Source organism: Mesorhizobium loti (genome assembly GCF_003148495.1).
GTDB classification, from domain to species: domain Bacteria; phylum Pseudomonadota; class Alphaproteobacteria; order Rhizobiales; family Rhizobiaceae; genus Mesorhizobium; species Mesorhizobium loti.
This window is the reverse complement of the sequence record NZ_QGGH01000001.1, coordinates 1,495,808-1,512,076: the sequence shown is the minus strand read 5'-3', so window position 1 is coordinate 1,512,076 and position 16,269 is coordinate 1,495,808. Positions and strand designations below refer to the sequence as shown.

At 65.4% G+C, this 16,269-nt stretch carries 16 protein-coding genes; 6 read left to right on the top strand and 10 right to left on the bottom strand.

Features of this window, described 5'->3' with window-relative positions; translation table 11 throughout:
* Positions 1-235: 235 nt before the first annotated feature.
* Positions 236-1,768: a bifunctional AfsR/SARP family transcriptional regulator/alpha/beta hydrolase gene (locus C8D77_RS07660; protein WP_109660741.1), complete on the bottom strand. Its 1,533-nt coding sequence runs from the start codon at positions 1,766-1,768 to the stop codon at positions 236-238.
* Between the two features lie 190 nt (positions 1,769-1,958).
* Here C8D77_RS07660 and C8D77_RS07655 point away from each other — a divergent pair, with 190 nt between their 5' ends.
* Entirely contained in the window at positions 1,959-2,594 is a 636-nt protein-coding gene (locus tag C8D77_RS07655) for a class I SAM-dependent methyltransferase (RefSeq protein ID WP_109660739.1), read from the top strand.
* Positions 2,595-2,729: 135 nt separating this feature from the next.
* Here the strand turns inward: C8D77_RS07655 and C8D77_RS07650 are convergent, their stop codons facing one another.
* From C8D77_RS07650 to C8D77_RS07635, 4 genes are read right to left on the bottom strand one after another with little or no spacing between them, the layout of a single operon-like run.
* On the bottom strand, positions 2,730-2,975 hold the full coding sequence (locus C8D77_RS07650; protein ID WP_109660737.1) for a MoaD/ThiS family protein: 246 nt from the start codon (positions 2,973-2,975) through the stop codon (positions 2,730-2,732).
* Positions 2,963-5,233 carry a xanthine dehydrogenase family protein molybdopterin-binding subunit gene (locus tag C8D77_RS07645; RefSeq protein WP_109660734.1) on the bottom strand — a complete coding sequence of 757 codons (2,271 nt, stop codon included), beginning with the start codon at positions 5,231-5,233 and terminating at the stop codon, positions 2,963-2,965. The genes C8D77_RS07650 and C8D77_RS07645 overlap by 13 nt, the downstream gene beginning before the upstream one ends.
* A gap of 1 nt (position 5,234) precedes the next feature.
* The gene (locus C8D77_RS07640) at positions 5,235-5,711 is read right to left on the bottom strand and encodes a (2Fe-2S)-binding protein (protein ID WP_109660732.1); all 477 of its coding nucleotides are present in this window, start codon (positions 5,709-5,711) and stop codon (positions 5,235-5,237) included.
* Positions 5,711-6,571 (bottom strand): FAD binding domain-containing protein, encoded by an 861-nt coding sequence (locus tag C8D77_RS07635; RefSeq protein WP_109660730.1) that lies wholly within the window; start codon positions 6,569-6,571, stop codon positions 5,711-5,713. Before C8D77_RS07635 ends, C8D77_RS07640 begins: the two co-directional genes overlap by 1 nt.
* A 239-nt stretch (positions 6,572-6,810) precedes the next feature.
* Here C8D77_RS07635 and C8D77_RS07630 point away from each other — a divergent pair, with 239 nt between their 5' ends.
* The 3 genes from C8D77_RS07630 to C8D77_RS07620 are packed head-to-tail and all read left to right on the top strand — an operon-like array spanning position 6,811 to position 9,026.
* Positions 6,811-7,635, top strand: a complete 825-nt coding sequence (locus tag C8D77_RS07630; protein ID WP_109661414.1) for an N-formylglutamate amidohydrolase — start codon at positions 6,811-6,813, stop codon at positions 7,633-7,635.
* A complete protein-coding gene (locus C8D77_RS07625) occupies positions 7,632-7,991 on the top strand; it encodes a hypothetical protein (RefSeq protein ID WP_245951667.1) in 360 nt (119 codons plus the stop codon). Before C8D77_RS07630 ends, C8D77_RS07625 begins: the two co-directional genes overlap by 4 nt.
* A complete protein-coding gene (locus tag C8D77_RS07620) occupies positions 7,992-9,026 on the top strand; it encodes a hypothetical protein (protein ID WP_146211769.1) in 1,035 nt (344 codons plus the stop codon).
* 70 nt (positions 9,027-9,096) lie between these two features.
* On the opposite strand, the gene C8D77_RS07615 is transcribed toward C8D77_RS07620, so the two are convergent.
* Both C8D77_RS07615 and C8D77_RS07610 read right to left on the bottom strand, forming a co-directional pair.
* A complete protein-coding gene (locus tag C8D77_RS07615) occupies positions 9,097-9,909 on the bottom strand; it encodes a hypothetical protein (RefSeq protein WP_127264986.1) in 813 nt (270 codons plus the stop codon).
* 7 nt (positions 9,910-9,916) lie between these two features.
* Entirely contained in the window at positions 9,917-11,419 is a 1,503-nt protein-coding gene (locus C8D77_RS07610) for a helicase HerA domain-containing protein (protein ID WP_109660724.1), read from the bottom strand.
* A gap of 416 nt (positions 11,420-11,835) precedes the next feature.
* On the opposite strand from C8D77_RS07610, the gene C8D77_RS07605 reads away from it, so the two are divergent.
* Complete coding sequence (locus C8D77_RS07605) at positions 11,836-12,141, top strand: hypothetical protein (RefSeq protein WP_023761099.1); 306 nt, start codon at positions 11,836-11,838, stop codon at positions 12,139-12,141.
* Between the two features lie 69 nt (positions 12,142-12,210).
* Here C8D77_RS07605 and C8D77_RS07600 read toward each other — a convergent pair whose 3' ends face one another.
* The 3 genes from C8D77_RS07600 to C8D77_RS07590 form a co-directional block, all read right to left on the bottom strand.
* Positions 12,211-13,059 carry an aldo/keto reductase gene (locus C8D77_RS07600; RefSeq protein WP_109661411.1) on the bottom strand — a complete coding sequence of 283 codons (849 nt, stop codon included), beginning with the start codon at positions 13,057-13,059 and terminating at the stop codon, positions 12,211-12,213.
* A gap of 138 nt (positions 13,060-13,197) precedes the next feature.
* Positions 13,198-13,830, bottom strand: a complete 633-nt coding sequence (locus C8D77_RS07595; RefSeq protein ID WP_109660722.1) for a Vgb family protein — start codon at positions 13,828-13,830, stop codon at positions 13,198-13,200.
* Between the two features lie 36 nt (positions 13,831-13,866).
* Positions 13,867-15,087, bottom strand: a complete 1,221-nt coding sequence (locus tag C8D77_RS07590; protein ID WP_109660720.1) for a helix-turn-helix domain-containing protein — start codon at positions 15,085-15,087, stop codon at positions 13,867-13,869.
* A gap of 330 nt (positions 15,088-15,417) precedes the next feature.
* On the opposite strand from C8D77_RS07590, the gene C8D77_RS07585 reads away from it, so the two are divergent.
* On the top strand, positions 15,418-16,167 hold the full coding sequence (locus C8D77_RS07585; RefSeq protein ID WP_109660717.1) for a DUF899 domain-containing protein: 750 nt from the start codon (positions 15,418-15,420) through the stop codon (positions 16,165-16,167).
* The last annotated feature ends 102 nt before the right edge of the window (positions 16,168-16,269 follow it).

The following is a 16,269-nucleotide window of genomic DNA, read 5'->3' as shown; positions in this document are numbered from 1 at the left end:
CCACAATGACCAGCCCTATTATGGCAGTGCTGAAGCAGTTCGAAGCGGCAGAGGCTAATCTCGCAAAGGCCGAAAAAGTTATGGGAAGAGCTGCAGGCACTGTTTCCGGGTGGCATCACGGTAGGCGAAAGCCCTGAATACGAGGATCGTGGCAGGTCGTTCACGATTTTGATATCTGCTCTGCCGAAGATCGAATTAAGGTGACAGTGCACCTTTAACGTCGCTTGTCGGCCAATCACCCACCCCGCACCATCCCCCCAATCCCCTCCAGCAGCGCCCCCTGCTCTCCCACCCAAAACCAGTGATCCTCCCCCTCCACCTCGACAAACCGCGCCCCCGCAATTCTCGCGGCCAGATATCGCCCGGCCTCGACCCGCACCGCCCGGTCACCCGTGCGGTGCAGCACAAGCGTCTTGGCGGAGACTTTTGACAGCAGCAGCCGCACATCGGCATCGCGCAGCGCCTGCAGCAGGCCGGCGACCGCGCCGGGGCTGGAGGCGGCCCTGAGCAGGCCGGCCCACCAGGCGCGCGCCTGGCGGTCGGCGGCGACGCTCGGTGCGAAGGTTTCGATTTCCGCCGGGCCGCCCCAGCCGGCGAGCAGGCGTTGTTGCCAGAGGTCGTATTGCGCCGCTGTGAGCGCGAAGGGATAGTCGGGCGCGTGGCTGCCCTTGGCGAGCGAGCCCCACAGAACCAGGCCGGTCAGGCGGTCGGGGTGGTCGACGGCAAAGCGGATGCAGCCCGGCCCGCCCTCCGAGGCGCCGACCAGCACGGCGCGGCGGCTGCCGGCCGCATCCATCACCGCCAGAATATCGCGCGCGGTCGCCTCGACGGTCGGGCGGGCGCCGACGCGGTCGGACAGGCCCATGCCGCGCCGGTCGAACAGGATCAGCCGGCCGAGCCGCGACACAGCATTGAGCCAGGCGCGGCAGCTCCTGTCTTCCCAGATGCGCTCGACATGCGAGATGAAGCCGGGAACCAGCACGATATCGGCCGGGCCGCTGCCAACGGTCTGGTAGGCGATATGGATGCCGTCCACCTCGACATAGCGGGTCCTCGGCACCTCGGCATCGCTGGCGCGCAGCAGAGCGAGCGTGGCGGGGTCGGGCGCCACGCCGAGTTCGTCGCGCAGCAGCCGCGTGCAGGTTTCGCCCTGGCGCTCGGCCGCCGCCCTGTCGCCGGCCGCCAGATGGGCGCGGATCAGATGGCGGTGTGCGCTTTCGCTCAGCGGGTCGAGGGCCGCAAGGCGCGTGGCGTGGACTACAGCGTCGCGCGGTTCGCCCCCGGCGATCTTGGCTTCCACCAGCCGCTCCAGCGCCTGCACCAGCCGGCTGCGCAAGGCCTCGCGGCGGAAGAACACCCATTCCTCGAACTCGGGACAATCCGGCAGCGAGAAGCCGGCGAGATAGTCGCTGGTGTAGAGGCCGGCGGCATCGTCGAGAAGACCGGCGTCGCAGGCATGCTCGAAGGCGCTTGCATCGGCCTCGACGGACAGCGGCGCGCGCACCATGAGGGATGCCGCACTGGCTGATATGACCTCCTCGCCGAACGCGATGCGGATCTTGTACAGAGTGCGCCGTAGCCGCGCGCGGGCGGCTTCCGCGTCGGCTTCAGGCCACAGCAGCGTGGCGGCGACCTCGCGCGCCACGGGTCCGCCAGCTTCGGCGAGGTAGATGACGAGCGCCGCCGCCTTGCGCAGGGCGAGCTCTATCGGCCGCCCGTTCAGCCGGAACTCCGGAAAACCCAGAAGTCGGAGTTGTATCAGCTCCATCGATCCGCACGCGGCCGAGCAAGGGTTTCGAGAGGACGTTGAGGGGACGCCGGCCGTCTATCCCCGGTTTCGAGCCGATCCGGCCCGATCAACTCCCTTGGAGCGAGAAATGTCACCGGTCAATACATCAAGCCACCGCACAGCAGAACCGTTTGCCGGCGCCCCTGCCGCCAGGCATGGAGGCTGAGCCATGTGCCAGACCTGCCTCTCCTGGTATGCGCGCTGCGTCGCCCCCTATTTCGTCCATGCCGGCTGTTCGGCCGGCGCCTTCGCACAGATGCGCAGGCGCGTCATCCCGAGGGCGCAAGGTGTCGTCGTCGAGGTCGGCTTCGGCTCGGGCCTCAACCTGCCCTATTACGACGCCGCCAGGGTAGAGCGGCTGGTCGGCGTCGATCCCGACGGCACCATGCTCGGCCTCGCCGCACCGAAGAGCCGCGCCGCGCCCTTCGCCGTCGAATGCATCCGGGCCAGCGGCGAGAGCCTGCCTTTGGCCGATGGCTTCGCCGACACGGTGGTCGTCACCTATGCCTTCTGCACCATTCCGGACCCCGAGGCCGCGCTGAGCGAAATCCGGCGCATCCTGAAGCCGACGGGCCGGCTGATCTTCATCGAGCATGGCCAAGCCGAGGGACCGCGTTGCCGGAGGTGGCAGGAGCGCCTGAACCGGCTGTGGGGATCGATCGCCGGCGGCTGCCACCTCAACCGCGATCCGCTGCGCCTGATCGGCGGGGCGGGCTTCCGCCTGCTCGAAGTCCAGCACGGCCGGTTTCCCCTGCCCTTCTGGCAATTGGGCAGCCACCACGCCGGCATCGCGGCGGCTGGCTGACCGGTCCTTGCCGGCCACCCTCACCGGAAACCGACGAGCGACCTCAGCATCGCCGCGGGGCCAACCGCCTCGCGGCCCGTCTGCCGAAACCCGGCCTGTCCCGTCGCATCGAGCATATCGTCGTCAATGGCGCGCCTATCCACCCGCCAGCCTCGGCAGGAGAAAAATCTCCGCCCCCTCCGGCAGCTTCTTTGACCACGTATCCCGATAGATCGTCCCGTCGATGGCGACGGCGATGCCTTTATCGATCCAGGGCTCGAGGCCGGGATACTGTTCAGCCAGCTTCCTGAACAGCTCCCTTATGTCCTTGGCCTCGATCTCGACCTTGCTGTTGCCTCCGGCGAGCGCGCCAAGCGAGCCCCAGAGCGTTACTTCGACCATTCCCGTTCCGCCTCGATCGCCGCCAGGATGCGCGGCGGCGACATCGGGATATGCGTCATGCGCACGCCCGCGGCGTTCGACACGGCGTTGGCGATCGCCGCCAGCGGCGGCACGATCGACGTCTCGCCGACACCGCGCACCCCATAAGGGTGGTTGGGGTTGGGGATCTCTAGGATCTGCGTGTCGATCATCGGCAGGTCCGAGCAGACCGGGATGCGGTAGTCGAGGAAGCCCGGGTTCTGCAGCCGCCCGTCCTTGCCGTAGATATACTCCTCGTTGAGCGCCCAGCCGATGCCTTGCGCGGCACCACCCTGGTACTGTCCCTCGACATAGGTCGGGTGCACCGCCTTGCCGGCATCCTGCACGACCGTGTAGCGCAGGACCCTGGTGGCGCCGGTCTCGGGATCGACCTCGATATCGCAGATATGGGTGGCGAAGGAGACGCCGGCGCCATCGGCGACGAGCTCGCTGTGGCCGGCGATCGGTCCACCGGTCTTGCCCGATTCCACCGCGATCTCCTTCAGCGACAGCTTGCCGAGATTGCCGTGCTTCTCGCCCTTGGCAATCGCGTGGCCCTTTTCCCAGACCACGTCGTCTACGGCAATGTCCCACATCTGCGCGGCGCGCTCGCGCAGGATCTTGATCGCGTTGCGGGCGGCCGAGATCGTCGCCATGGAGGACGAGAAGGTGCCGCGGCTGCCGTCCGTCATGTCGTTGTAGCCGAGGCTGGAGGTGTCGGCGACGATCGCCTTGACCTGCTCGTAGGCGATGCCAAGTTCCTCCGCCGCCACCAGCGACAGCGACGCGCGCGAACCACCGACGTCCACCGTGCCGACGGCAAGCGAGACCGAGCCGTCCATGCCGATGTTGAGGTCGGTGCAGGTCTGGCCGCCGAAGTTGAACCAGAAGCCGCAAGCCATGCCGCGGCCCTGATTCTTGCCGAGCGGGGCCTTCATGTGCGGATGGCTCTTCACCGCCTCGAGCGTCGGGCCGATGCCGATCGGGCCGTAGACCGGGCCGTAGGAGGACCTTGTGCCTTCCTGCGCGGCGTTCCTGATGCGGAAGTCGACCGGGTCCATGCCGATCATCTTGGCCAGCTCGTCGACGGCGCTTTCCACCGCGAACGCCGCCATCGGCGCCGAGGGCGCGCGATAGGCCGCCGTCTTCGGCCGGTTGACCAGCACTTCGTAGCCGACCGTCTTGACGTTATCGAGCTTGTAGCAGGCAAACGCGGTCATCGCGCCGATCTCGGCCCAGGAGCCGGCATACGGGCCGCAGCTGTAGCGCAGCGTCGCTTCGGCGGCGGTGATCGTGCCGTCCTTGCGGGCGCCGATCTTCACGTCGATCGAGGTGGCGCTGGTCGGGCCCGAGGCGCGGAACACCTCGTCGCGGGTCATCACCAGCTTCACCGGCCGGCCTGCCTTGCGCGACAGCGCCAGCGCCACTGGCTCGGCCCAGACATGGGTCTTGCCGCCAAAACCGCCGCCGATCTCCGACGAGGTGACGCGCAGTTTCGAGGCTTCCATGCCAAGCAGTTGGGCGCAGTGCTGGCGGTAGACGAAATGGCCCTGCGTGCAGACCCAAAGGTCGGCGGTGCCGTCTGAACTGAAATTCGCCACGCAGGCATGCGGCTCGATATAGCCCTGGTGCGTCTGCTCGGTCTTGAAGGAGCGCTCGACGATGAAGTCGGCGTGCCCGAAACCCTGATGGACATCGCCATGGCCAAACTGGCTGCGCTTGGTGACGTTGGAGGGTTTTACCGGCTTTTCCTCAAGACCCTCGGTGAAGATGGCATCATTGATCAAGGGCGCCGAGTGCTTCGCCGCCTCGTCGACATCGGTGACATGCGGCAAAAGCTCGTACTCGACCTCGATGAGCTTCAGCGCCTGCCTGGCCGTGCGGGCGTCGACCGCCGCCACCGCGGCCACCGCGTGGCCGTCATAGAGCGCCTTCGTGCGCGCCATGCAGTTGTCGAGGACGTCGTACATGGCGGCATCGCCATTGGTGAGGTCCGGCAGGTCGGCCGCGGTGATCACCGCCTTCACGCCGGCGAGCTTCTCCGCCTTCGACGTGTCGATCTTGACGATCCTGGCGTGGGCGTGCGGGCTGCGCAAAACGCGCCCGACCAGCTGGCCGGCCATGTTGAAGTCCGCGCCGTAGCGCGCGCGGCCCGTCACTTTGTCGACGCCGTCGGGACGGATCGGGCGTGTGCCGACGGAAGTGAATTTACGTCCGGAAAAACGTGGATCGAAATTCATCTCAGGCTCCCTTCATCACGATGGCCGCGTCCTGGACGGCGCGCACGATCTTGTCGTAGCCGGTGCATCGGCAGAGGTTCCCGGCAAGGCCGAAGCGGATTTCCTCCTCGGTCGGGTCGGGGTTCTTGGCCAAAAGGTCCTTGGCTGCGATCAGGAAGCCCGGCGTGCAGATGCCGCATTGCAGCGCTGCATGCTCGAGGAACTTCTGCTGCAGCGGATGCAGCTTGTCGCCATGCGCCATGCCCTCGATGGTCTCGACGCGCCGCCCCTCGGTCTCCGCGCCGAGCACAAGGCACGAGCACACCAGCCGGTCGTCGAGGATGACGCTGCAGGCGCCGCAGTCGCCGGTGCCGCAGCCTTCCTTGGCGCCCGTCAGTCCCAGCCGATCGCGCAGGACATCGAGCAGCGTCTCGTCCGGCTGGCACAGGAACTCGACAGTGTCGCCGTTGATTGTGGTTGAAACTGCTACACCAGCCATCATTTGCCTCCTGCACGTGCATAGGCGGTCGTGGCGACCCGCTTGGCCAGCACGCCCGCAACTTTCCTTCTGAACTCGATGGTGCCGCGCTTGTCGTCGATGGGACGGCAAGCCCCCGCGCAGACCTTGGCGAGCCGCTCCAGCGTCGCTTCGTCCAGCTTGGAGCCGATGAGCACCTGCGCGGCCTCTTCGACCAGAAGCACCGTCGCCGCCACGGCGCCCAGCGCCACGCGGGCCGATTTGACGACACCGTGCTCATCCAGCGTCAGGTTCACGCCGGCGCTGACCACCGCGATGTCCATCTCGGTGCGCGGAATGAAACGCAGATAGGCATCGCCCGACCGCGGCGCGCGCTTGTCGAGCAGGATCGCCTCGATGATCTCGCCTTTGGCCAGCGACGTCTTGCCCGGTCCGGTCGGCACGCTCTGCACGGGAATCGTGCGCCTGCCCGCCGGTCCGACGACCACTGCCCTGGCGCCGGCGGCAACCAGCGCCGGCACGCTGTCGGCGGCCGGCGAAGCGTTGCAGAGATTGCCGGTTATGGTGCAGCGTCCCTGCACCTGCTTCGAACCGATCAGCTTGGCCGCCTCGACGACACCAGGCCATGCCTTCTTCAGGGCGGCACTCTCTCCCAACACGGCGCAGGGGACCGCGGCGCCGATGCTGAAGCCTTCAGGCGTTTCCCTGATCTCGCTCAAGCCGTCGATCGCCTTGATGTCGACGATCAGGTCGGGTTCGATGAAGCCGCCTTTCATCCTCACCAGGAGGTCGCTGCCCCCCGCGAGAATTGCTGATGTACCGGACGAGCCGGCCAACTGGCCAACGGCATCTTCCATTGAAAGCGGACGTATGTAGCGCATCGTCTCCCCTTGATCTTCGCGATTTCAGCGACCGTTATAAACAGTCTCCTCACAATGACCATCCGGTTCCGCATCGCGGCATTGAGCCAGGCGCCCAACCTGAATTGGCGTACGCCGTGCGAACCGGAAATCATTGAGAAAGCCCAGCTTGGAGCAAATTCCTGGTTTCCTCAAGGGTATAAAACGTTAGGCTTGTGTGGCGAACCGGACCCGTCCGCCCTCTCCGCGCATTTCAGTGGATCGCGAACAAGCCCATTTTCAACAACACTTCCAACGGATCATCGGCAGGCTGGACAATCAAGCTCGGTGCATCGCCCGTCATTGGCACGGCGATCCACAGCGGCTGCGATGTCGGGCCCGTTTGCCAATCGCTGCTGTCCATCTCCAACGCCGACCGGCTGCGGGAGGAGGATCCCTTCACCGAACAGTTTATCGCCGATTTCCCGACCCAGCTTATCGTTCATCGATCGCGCTTTCAGGTCGATCTGAACCGGGCACGCGAGGCTGCGATCTATCTGTCGCCGGACCAGTCCTGGGGCTTGAATGTGTGGCGAGAGCCACCGGCCGAGAAGATCGTGAACGAGTCCCTCGCGTTTCACGACGCGTTCTATGCCGAGCTCAAGCGTGTCCTCGTCGATGTCGAAAAACGCTACGGCAGGTTCGTCCTTGTCGACGTCCACAGCTACAACCACCGGCGCGAAGGGCCGCAAGGAGCGCCCGCGTCACAAGATGGCGCGCCCGATATCAATATCGGCACATTCTCGATGGACCGCGAGCGCTGGGCGCCGGTCGTCGACGCTTTCATCGAGGCGCTTCGCGGCCAGCGTCTCGACGGCGAGCCGATCGACGTGCGCGAGAACGTATCCTTCCAGGGCGAGGGCGAACAGACCCGCTTCGTCCATGCCAATTTTCCACAAACCGGGTGCGCCATCGCGGTCGAGTTCAAGAAGATCTTCATGGACGAATGGAGCGGCGACCCCGACTGGAGCGCAATCGAGCGGCTGCGCGCCATGCTGGCATCGACCGTGCCCGTCCTGGCTGAGGCGCTGCGGGCCATGCGATGAAGCTGAAGCTCGTCGAGTCCGCGTCTCCATTGGCGCTGATCGAAGCGGATCTGGACGCGCTTTCCCGGGACGGCAAGCCGATCCGTCGCGAATTCGGCAACGGCAACCGTTTGCACATGGATCCCCCCCTGCCCTTTCTGTGTGTCCATGTCGGGTCGCATCGGGATGCGGCATTCCATGCCGTCTCCGCCAACGCGTCCTATCTCATCGCGGCCGACATCGACCTCGCCGGCCACGTTGCGCGGCTGGTGGCGCGAAGGATCCGCGATCACTGCGGCGCATTCCTCATGCTGGACATCGGAATGAATCGGGGTTTCGAAAGCTCGTCGCTTTCGCGGCTTTGCCAACTATATTAGTTGTTGTTGAATTATATTGGAGACGCCGTTGGCACCAGACTAACTATTTTGTCCAATGCTCACCTTGAACCGTTGATTAACTGCTGTGCTTCATTCTGCGAATCGCATGCAAGGCATGGGAAATTCAAGGATTACTCAATGCAGATTATCTCGCACCTCACTGTTACAATACAGAAGCTGATGTCCGCCAGGAGCGGCTTTGCTGCAACAAGCCAGTCGACGTTCCTCAAAGCAGGTACAGCGCTGCGGGCCGAGGCTCCGGTCATCCGACCGGGCGCCGCCAGCAATGAGGACAACACAGAGTATGACCTGTTCGGTAGCTTTGGCCAGGACGCCAAGGCGGACGCACCAGCGGCTTCATCCGCCAGTGCGGCACAAGCCTCCACCACGACGGCGGACGACCCCTATATGCGCGCCGGCCAAGCCAATTATGGCGAACTCTATGCCGAGTATACACGCTTCATCAGCTCGATGGTCGAGGCGGATCGCCAGCACAAGGACTCCACTGTTGCGCGCTATTTCATTCCTGCCGGCGAGACGCGGGAAACGGTGATGGCAATGGAAGAGCATGACTATATGTGGGCCGTCCAGGACGAGATGGAGGCTGCCGCCGACCGCATCCCGCAAGCGCAGGCCAACAAGGCGATCAGCAACCAAAGCCTGAGCTACGCCGACGCAAGCAAGATGACTTCCGATGCATTGTTCAGCTTGCAGAAGGCATTGCCGGTTCTGAACGCGGCGTTGGCGCGCACCAGCCCCGATGCCATTGAAGCGCGGCGGCAAAGTATCGGCGACAACCCGAAGCTCCAACGTCTCGCGCAGCAGCTGGCCAAGAACGATATTCTCTCCGTCAAGAGCAACCTGCGCTACGTCGACAGGATCGTCAAAGGCATCGAGAGTGGCTTCAACAAGGTTGATGGCGACCTTCTGGTCAAGAATGACCAAGGCCAGTACCAGCTTGGTGATTTCTCGATCTCGTTCAACGGCCAGGCGATGCTGACCTCCAAGGATACATTCGAAGCGTTCACCGGCTGAGTCCCCTCGCGGCGCCCGTCACCTCGGCATGAAATCTCCCGGTGCGGCCCTCCGGCCGCCGGACCGCCCCTCACCAAAACCCAACCAGCGACCTCAGCATCGCCTTGGCGCCCGCCGCCTGCCTGCAGGTTTTGCGAAACTCAGGTCGCCCCGTTGCATCAAGCACATCGTCGTCGATGGCCCGCAGGATAGTGCTCGCATTGCGCCACCCCATCCTGGCAAGGGCGGATGCCAGATCCGCACGGGCGGGATCGAACGGGCCCTGATTGGCAGTGGGGTCCGCAGGCGGGTCGATGTCGTTGCTGGCGCCAATCGCGTGCTGCGGCATTGCCACGGCGGTGCCGGGGTCGAAAGGCCGGGGAAGATCAAGAAAGCGGGACATCGCATTCAGGCAAAGGGCCGGCGTTGCAACGAGATGCTCATAGCAGACGAAATGCACCGGCGCGCCGGTGCGGCGAAGCGCTTCCATGGCAAAGTAGAACTGGTTCCAGTAATCGGCAGGTGTGCGGAACCTGTACGCCATCTGCCCTGGCTGGGTAAAATCCTGCCTGACTTCGAACGGCTTCTTCAGGAACGAACCGAGATTTTTCTCCGGCCTGAAAATGCTGTCGGTCCGGGAGAAGCGGAACCATGACAGAAGCTGGGTAACGGGATCCTTGCTCATTACAACTATGGGCAAGTTTCCATATTGCAGCTCACGCCCGTCCATCAGGGCGGGGAAGATCCCATGTTTCCAAAAGCCTTGATCGAAGACGACCGGTATTCCGAGATAGCGTTGGATAAGATCCTTTGCGAGATTTGTTCCAGATCTCGGCGTCCCCATGACACGAATCCGGACACCATTGCCGCCAGGCTGCGGTCCGCTCTGTGCTGAAATCCTCATATCAGCCTCACAGCGCCAAGCTCCCCTGCTCCACCTCCGCGGCATTTGGATCGCCCGGTGCCGTTGCCCAGGCCAGTTCGACCAGCGTCACGGTACGCCGGCCTGTTCCGTCGAACTGGCAGACGATGAGGCCTTGCTCCTCGATATAGGTCAAGAGGCGCCGGGCGCGGCGCAGCGAGTGCGAGCCGTAGGCACGCGCGATCGCGGCATCGCTCGGGCACGGCCAGCCCTCCTTCGCGGCACGGGCGATCATCATGAACACGCCCTGCATGTCGTCGGGCAGCAGCGACGCGCGGACGGAAACGTCCCGCCACGCGTCATCCTGCGTCGTCTCGGAGCCGAGGCCGGCGCGGGCGCGCGTCAGCATGCGGCGGAACTCCGGCAGGTCGGGCACGACCGAGGCGAGGCCTTCTATGCGGCAACGGACCACGAATTCCTGATAGAGCACGCCGATCACGCGAAAACCCGCGTCGGGTTGCGCCAGGATGGCGCGCAGCACACGGTCGACACGCTCGTGACGCTCCGCTAGGTCCTCGGCGCTGACTTGCGGTTCCACCGGTTCGGGGCGGATTTCCAGCGCCGCAGACTTGGCCGCCATCAGCTGGTCGAGCAGGTCCGGTGACGTCGTGCGGCGCGGCGCGCGCACGGTCTCGGGTGGCGGCGCCGCCAGGATGATGGCGCGTGCATCCTCGAGTGCTGATTCCGGCATCGCCATCAGCCGCGGCGTTCCGTTGCGCGGGCTTGTGTCGGTCGGGCCGATGCGCAGGCCCAGCGGACGGCGCGACAGCGCCGGGCCGAGCGCCATGAACTGCCCGCGCTCCAGATCGCGAAAGGCTTCCGCCTGGCGCCGCTCCATGCCCAGAAGGTCGGCGGCGCGCGCCATGTCGATATCGAGGAAGGTGCGGCCCATGAGGAAATTGGACGCCTCGGCGGCGACGTTCTTGGCGAGCTTGGCCAGCCGCTGGGTGGCGATGATGCCGGCCAGCCCGCGTTTGCGGCCACGGCACATCAAATTGGTCATGGCGCCGAGCGAAAGTTTGCGCGCTTCGTCGGAAACCTCGCCCGCCACCGCCGGCGCGAACAGCTGCGCCTCGTCCACCACCACCAGCATCGGGTACCAGTGGTCGCGGGCGACCTCGAACAGCCCGCCGAGGAAGGCAGCAGCGCGCCGCATCTGGTTCTCGGCATCGAGCCCTTCGAGATTGAGCACCGTGGAGACGCGATGGATGCGCGCCCGCTCGCCGGCCGCCTGCAGGCCGCGCTCGGTATGTTGCTCGGCATCGATCACCAGATGGCCGTAACGATCGCCAAGCGACACGAAGTCGCCTTCGGGGTCGATGATGGTCTGCTGCACCCAGGGCGCGCTCTGCTCCAGCAGGCGCCGCAGCAGATGCGACTTGCCGGAGCCCGAATTGCCCTGCACCAAAAGCCGGGTCGCCAGCAATTCCTCGAGATCCAGCTTCGCCGGGGCGCCTGCGGTCGTGTGTCCCATCTCGATCGCAACGGTCATCTCGACTCAGGCGCTCCTTTCGCAGACGGGCTTATCAACTGGGTCACAGCCCGTCGAGCGCGCATGGCCGGCAGTTCCGCGTTGCGCACAGCTGTCCTGACACTGGCCTGTCGGGTAAACCCCTGTGGATAGTAACCAGTCGTTCACCATGGGCCGGCGTTCCGATTGCAGATGTCAGGCAAGCGCCTAGCCTGACCTTGCATCGCGTCCCCAACGTGGTGCGTCCCAACCCCACCCTGGCGGCCGACGTCTTCAAGTACCCCAACTCCCCAAAGTATACGTCGGTCGCCAACTTCGCCTGATCCCGCCAAGTTCTGACATCGTACAGAGCCGCTCACCGGCGCAAACTTTGGGTTGACCCCTTCGGACCGCAAGGCGACACTCCACCCGACGAACAGGTGCGAGGAGGAATTGCGATGGACGAGCCCGAACGGTGGCGCCATATGTCGACGGCGCCGAGGGATGGCAGCCGCATCCTGGTCACGGTGCGCCCGTCCGAACAGGGGCCGGCGGAAGTCGACCTCGCCTATTGGTCGCGCGCCGACCAGTTCGCCTCGGAAGGCTGGCGCGCGTCGGACTCCTCGCCTGGGCGCGTCATCGAATATGCCGAGCCGGAACTGAAGTGCTGGATGCCGCTGCCGACGGCCAACCTCAGCCGCGCGTCCATGCCGGCGCCTTGGGAAGGCGAAGACGCCCAACAGCTGGACGGCTCGGGGATTTGAGCGGAGACGGCCGAAGATAGCCAATCTCCCCCACGAGGCGGAGATTGGCAGCTTTAGGCTCGGTTCTCTTCAGAACAGAAACGTCGCAGTAGCGGGGTTCGGCCCGGTGCGACCGTCGGGCGAATCTATGCCGCGGATCGTCTGCAGGTCCTGGGCATCGAGCTCGAAATCGAAGACATCGAAATTAGCGGCGATGCGGTCCTGGCGGATCGATTTTGGAATGACGATCAGCCCTTCCTGGAGATGCCAGCGGATGATCACCTGGGCGACAGACTTGCCATGCTTTTTGGCAATGCTTGCCAAGATCGGATCGTTCAGCAGCCGGCCGCTGCCCAGCGGGCTCCAGCTTTCGATACGTATGTCGTGCTTGGCGTGAAACTCCCTGAGGTCGCGCTGCTGGAAACGAGGATGCAGCTCGATCTGGTTGACGACGGGCGTCACGCCGGTCTCTGCGATGATCCGCTCCAGATGGTCCTGGTTGAAATTTGAAACGCCGATCGACTTGATGCGGCCGGCCTGCCTGAGCTCGACCAGCGTCTTCCAGGCCTCGACATATCTGTCCTGGCTGGGCACCGGCCAGTGGATCAGGAACAGGTCGATCTGCTCGATGCCGAGCTTGGCCATCGTCTCGTCGAAAGCGCGCAAAGCCGCATCGCGCTGGTGCGCGGCGTTGCGCAGTTTCGAGGTGATGAACAGCTCGCCGCGCGGCACGCCTGCGCTACGGATCGCCTCTCCTACCCCCTCCTCGTTCTGGTAGCCTTCGGCGGTGTCGATCAGGCGATAGCCGGCCTCGATGCCCCAACCCACCACCTCGGCGGTGATGTCCTGGTCGACCTGCCACACGCCAAGCCCGAGCTGGGGAATGGCGGAGCCGTCGTTCAACGCAATCTGTGCAGGCGTGGTGGGCTGTGCAGGCATGTCGGGGTCCTTTACAAGGTGGGTCCAGGCGGTCCGCCCGGTGCACAGCCTATCTAGGTTCGACAGCAGGCGACGGCCAGCCGGCAGCGACAAATTGCCGAAATGCGCCTGCAAGTGACCTCGGCGTCAGCCGAAGCCTCACCGCGGCCGGCGCACCGCCCGCACCACCCCGGCGGATGTGCTGCCGCAATAGAGGCGGTCGCCGCCATCGGATTCAAGCCCCGACACGCCCATGCCGGCCGGCATGTCGAGCTTCTCCAGAACCTTGCCCGATTGCGGGTCGACGCGGCGCAAATCGCTCTGGTCGCCTTCCCAGGTGGCGTGCCACAGCTCGCCATCGACCCATGTCACGCCGGTGACGAAGCGGTTGGATTCGATGGTGCGCAGGATCGCCCCGGTCTCCGGGTCGATCTGGTGGATCTTGCGCTCGCGGTATTGCCCGACCCAGAGCGTCCCTTCGGCCCAGGTCAGCCCGGAATCACCGCCACCACCGGGCGCCGGAATGGTCGCCAGCACCTGGCCGGTATCAGGGTCGATCTTCTGTATCAGGTCGTTGGCAAGCTGGAAGAAATGCTGGCCGTCCCAGGCGGTGCCGGCATGTGCCGCGACATCGATCGAGCACAGCGCCTGCCCGTTTTCCGGATTGAAGGCGTTCAGCTTCTCACCTGAGGCAAACCAGACGTTGTTGCCGTCAAAGCTCACCCCATGCACCCTCTCAACATCGGCAAAAGGTCCGTATTCGCGCAGGATTTCGGCTGCTGACTGTTTCATGTCTCTGTCCTCACTGAGATGGTCCAATGTCCCTTACTAACCGCTCGGCAGCGGCGCCGGGAGTAACAAGGTGGTCGTGAATCCCGCCACCGGCGGCGTCATCCAGCGGCGCGCCCGGCCGTGACCGAAAAACTGCACCTTGCCGGCCTCGCCAAGCTGCTCCAGCGCCCGCTGCACGCTGCGCTGGCCAGTGCCAAGCGCCAGCGCCAGCGCCGAACTCGCCCAGGATTCACCATCGGCAAGGAAAGCCAGCACCGCCGCGTGCCGCTCCTCGATAGGCCGCGCCAGCACCACCACCTCGCGCGCCTCGCGCGGTGCCAGCGCGAAGCCCTGGCTGGTCGCGCCGATGTCGGCCAGACCCCGCAATTCGGCGCGCAGCCGGCCGATCTCGACCCGCAGCCGCGCCCGATGCGATTCATCGGCGTGCCTGCCGCCGAAGGCTTCAGCGATCAGCCTCGCCCTCGACACGTCGCCCGGCCATGCTTCGGCGAGCGCGCGTGCCAGCGCAAACAGCACCGGGCGCGTTGCCAGCGAGACCACGATTTCCTGCCTGCGCACGACATAGCGGAAGCTATCGACCAGCAGCGCCGGCGACGCCTGCAACGCCTCGACGTCCTCGAGCAGCACGGGGCGCTGCCCGCCACCCGCGATCAGCCGCGCGGCCGGCGTGTCCAGCGCCAGGAATGCGCTGTCGACCTCCGCGATCAGGCCCGGAATGCCGGCCCGGCGGGCGGCGTGGCGGGCCCACTCCAACGCCCTGCGCGCCGGCTTCGTCTTCAGGCGCCGCATCGCGATGCCGGCGACGGCCAGCTCGTGCGCGGCGCGCGAGGCCGGCGGAAGCGGCGCCGGGTCGAGCCCGGCCAACACGTCTTCAGCCTCGTCGAGACGGCCGATCAAAAGCAGGCGCCGCACCTTGAGGTGGCCGGCATGCGCGGCGTTCAGCCGGTCGCCATGCTTTTCCAGCGTCGCGCGCGCCGCATCGAGCGCCGTGGCAGGCCAGCCGAGATCCCGCGAGACCAGCGCGATCTCGGCCTCGGCGACGACGCATCTAGCGCGCGCCACCGCTTCTTTCGGGCCGAAGCCACGCGCGGCCCGCCGCAGCAGCGCCTTGGCGCGATCGAGATCGCCGAGCTGCGCCATCGCAATGCCGCGCAGCGCCAGCGCCGGCGGATCTTCGCGCAAGGCGACGCGATCCAGCGCGCCGAGCGGATCGCCGCCGGCCAGCGCCAGTGCCGCCGCGGTGATCAGCGAGTCCATTCAAATCCCGTCAAACTTGTAACTTCCACCCCCAGCGCTGCCCGCCCTAACTTAAGTCATGGCCGTCAACCAGCAAGCCGTGCCGGCAACCAACGGCACGCCAACGGAGAAGAAGATGCCCAGTTCAGCCGATCTACCCCTCGACGCGACAATCGACACGGCCAGGCACGCCGGGCGAATCCGCCATCCCTGCTGCGGCGGGCCTGGCGATTCAAATCCCGTCACGTCTGTAACTCCCACCGCTGCGCCTGACCGCCCTACCCTAGCTCACGACCAGCAAGCAGCAACACGTCGCAACAGTGCGGCGGCAAACTGACAAGGAGACGACCAATGACCAAGCACACTGCAATGAAGACCCCGCCGATCGTTTCAAGGCAGGACTGGGAAGCCGCCCGCGAACAGATGCTGGTGAAAGAGAAGGCAACGCTGCGCGCCAAGGACGCATTGGCCGCCGAGCGCCGGCGCATGCCGTGGATGGAAGTCGACAAGGCCTATGTTTTCGAGGGGCCGAATGGCAAGGCGAGCCTGCTCGACCTGTTCGAGGGCCGCCGCCAGTTGATCGTCTACCGCGCCTTCTTCGAGCCCGGCGTGTTCGGCTGGCCCGAGCATGCCTGCCGCGGCTGTTCGCTCGGCGCCGACCAGGTCGGTCACCTCGCCCATCTCAATGCCCGCAACACCACGCTTGCCTACGCCTCGCGCGCTCCGCAGGCCGACATTGTCCGGCTGAAAGAGCGGATGGGCTGGGAGATGCCCTGGTACACCATCACGGACAGTTTCGACAAAGACTTCGGCGTCGATGAATGGCACGGCCACAACGTCTTCATCCGCGATGGCGACCGCATCTTCCGCACCTATTTCATCAACAGCCGCGGCGACGAGGCGATGGGCACCGTCTGGAGCTATCTCGACGCCACGCCGCTCGGCCGCCAGGAGATCTGGGAGGATTCGCCCGAAGGCTATCCGCAGACCCCTCTCTACAGCTGGTGGAACTGGCACGACAATTACGACGCCGCACCCGACAAGACATGGGAACAAGTGTCGGCTGCCGGCGAAGCGGCGTTCCGCGACAAGGACCAGTAAGGGCTATCCAGCTTGGGTTCCTCGCCCCCGCCTTTGGCGGGGGAGAGGTGGCCGCGTAGCGGCCGGAGTGGGGGCTCGCAGGGCGCAGTCCCCCTGACCTCG

Excerpts from the sequence above, each read along its gene's own strand:
- C8D77_RS07660 (WP_109660741.1), bottom strand. The coding sequence starts at position 1,768 with ATGGAGCTGATACAACTCCGACTTCTGGGTTTTCCGGAGTTCCGGCTG.
- C8D77_RS07655 (WP_109660739.1), top strand. The coding sequence starts at position 1,959 with ATGTGCCAGACCTGCCTCTCCTGGTATGCGCGCTGCGTCGCCCCCTAT.
- C8D77_RS07650 (WP_109660737.1), bottom strand. The coding sequence starts at position 2,975 with ATGGTCGAAGTAACGCTCTGGGGCTCGCTTGGCGCGCTCGCCGGAGGC.
- C8D77_RS07645 (WP_109660734.1), bottom strand. The coding sequence starts at position 5,233 with ATGAATTTCGATCCACGTTTTTCCGGACGTAAATTCACTTCCGTCGGC.
- C8D77_RS07640 (WP_109660732.1), bottom strand. The coding sequence starts at position 5,711 with ATGGCTGGTGTAGCAGTTTCAACCACAATCAACGGCGACACTGTCGAG.
- C8D77_RS07635 (WP_109660730.1), bottom strand. The coding sequence starts at position 6,571 with ATGCGCTACATACGTCCGCTTTCAATGGAAGATGCCGTTGGCCAGTTG.
- C8D77_RS07625 (WP_245951667.1), top strand. The coding sequence starts at position 7,632 with ATGAAGCTGAAGCTCGTCGAGTCCGCGTCTCCATTGGCGCTGATCGAA.
- C8D77_RS07615 (WP_127264986.1), bottom strand. The coding sequence starts at position 9,909 with ATGAGGATTTCAGCACAGAGCGGACCGCAGCCTGGCGGCAATGGTGTC.
- C8D77_RS07610 (WP_109660724.1), bottom strand. The coding sequence starts at position 11,419 with ATGACCGTTGCGATCGAGATGGGACACACGACCGCAGGCGCCCCGGCG.
- C8D77_RS07605 (WP_023761099.1), top strand. The coding sequence starts at position 11,836 with ATGGACGAGCCCGAACGGTGGCGCCATATGTCGACGGCGCCGAGGGAT.
- C8D77_RS07600 (WP_109661411.1), bottom strand. The coding sequence starts at position 13,059 with ATGCCTGCACAGCCCACCACGCCTGCACAGATTGCGTTGAACGACGGC.
- C8D77_RS07595 (WP_109660722.1), bottom strand. The coding sequence starts at position 13,830 with ATGAAACAGTCAGCAGCCGAAATCCTGCGCGAATACGGACCTTTTGCC.
- C8D77_RS07590 (WP_109660720.1), bottom strand. The coding sequence starts at position 15,087 with ATGGACTCGCTGATCACCGCGGCGGCACTGGCGCTGGCCGGCGGCGAT.
- C8D77_RS07585 (WP_109660717.1), top strand. The coding sequence starts at position 15,418 with ATGACCAAGCACACTGCAATGAAGACCCCGCCGATCGTTTCAAGGCAG.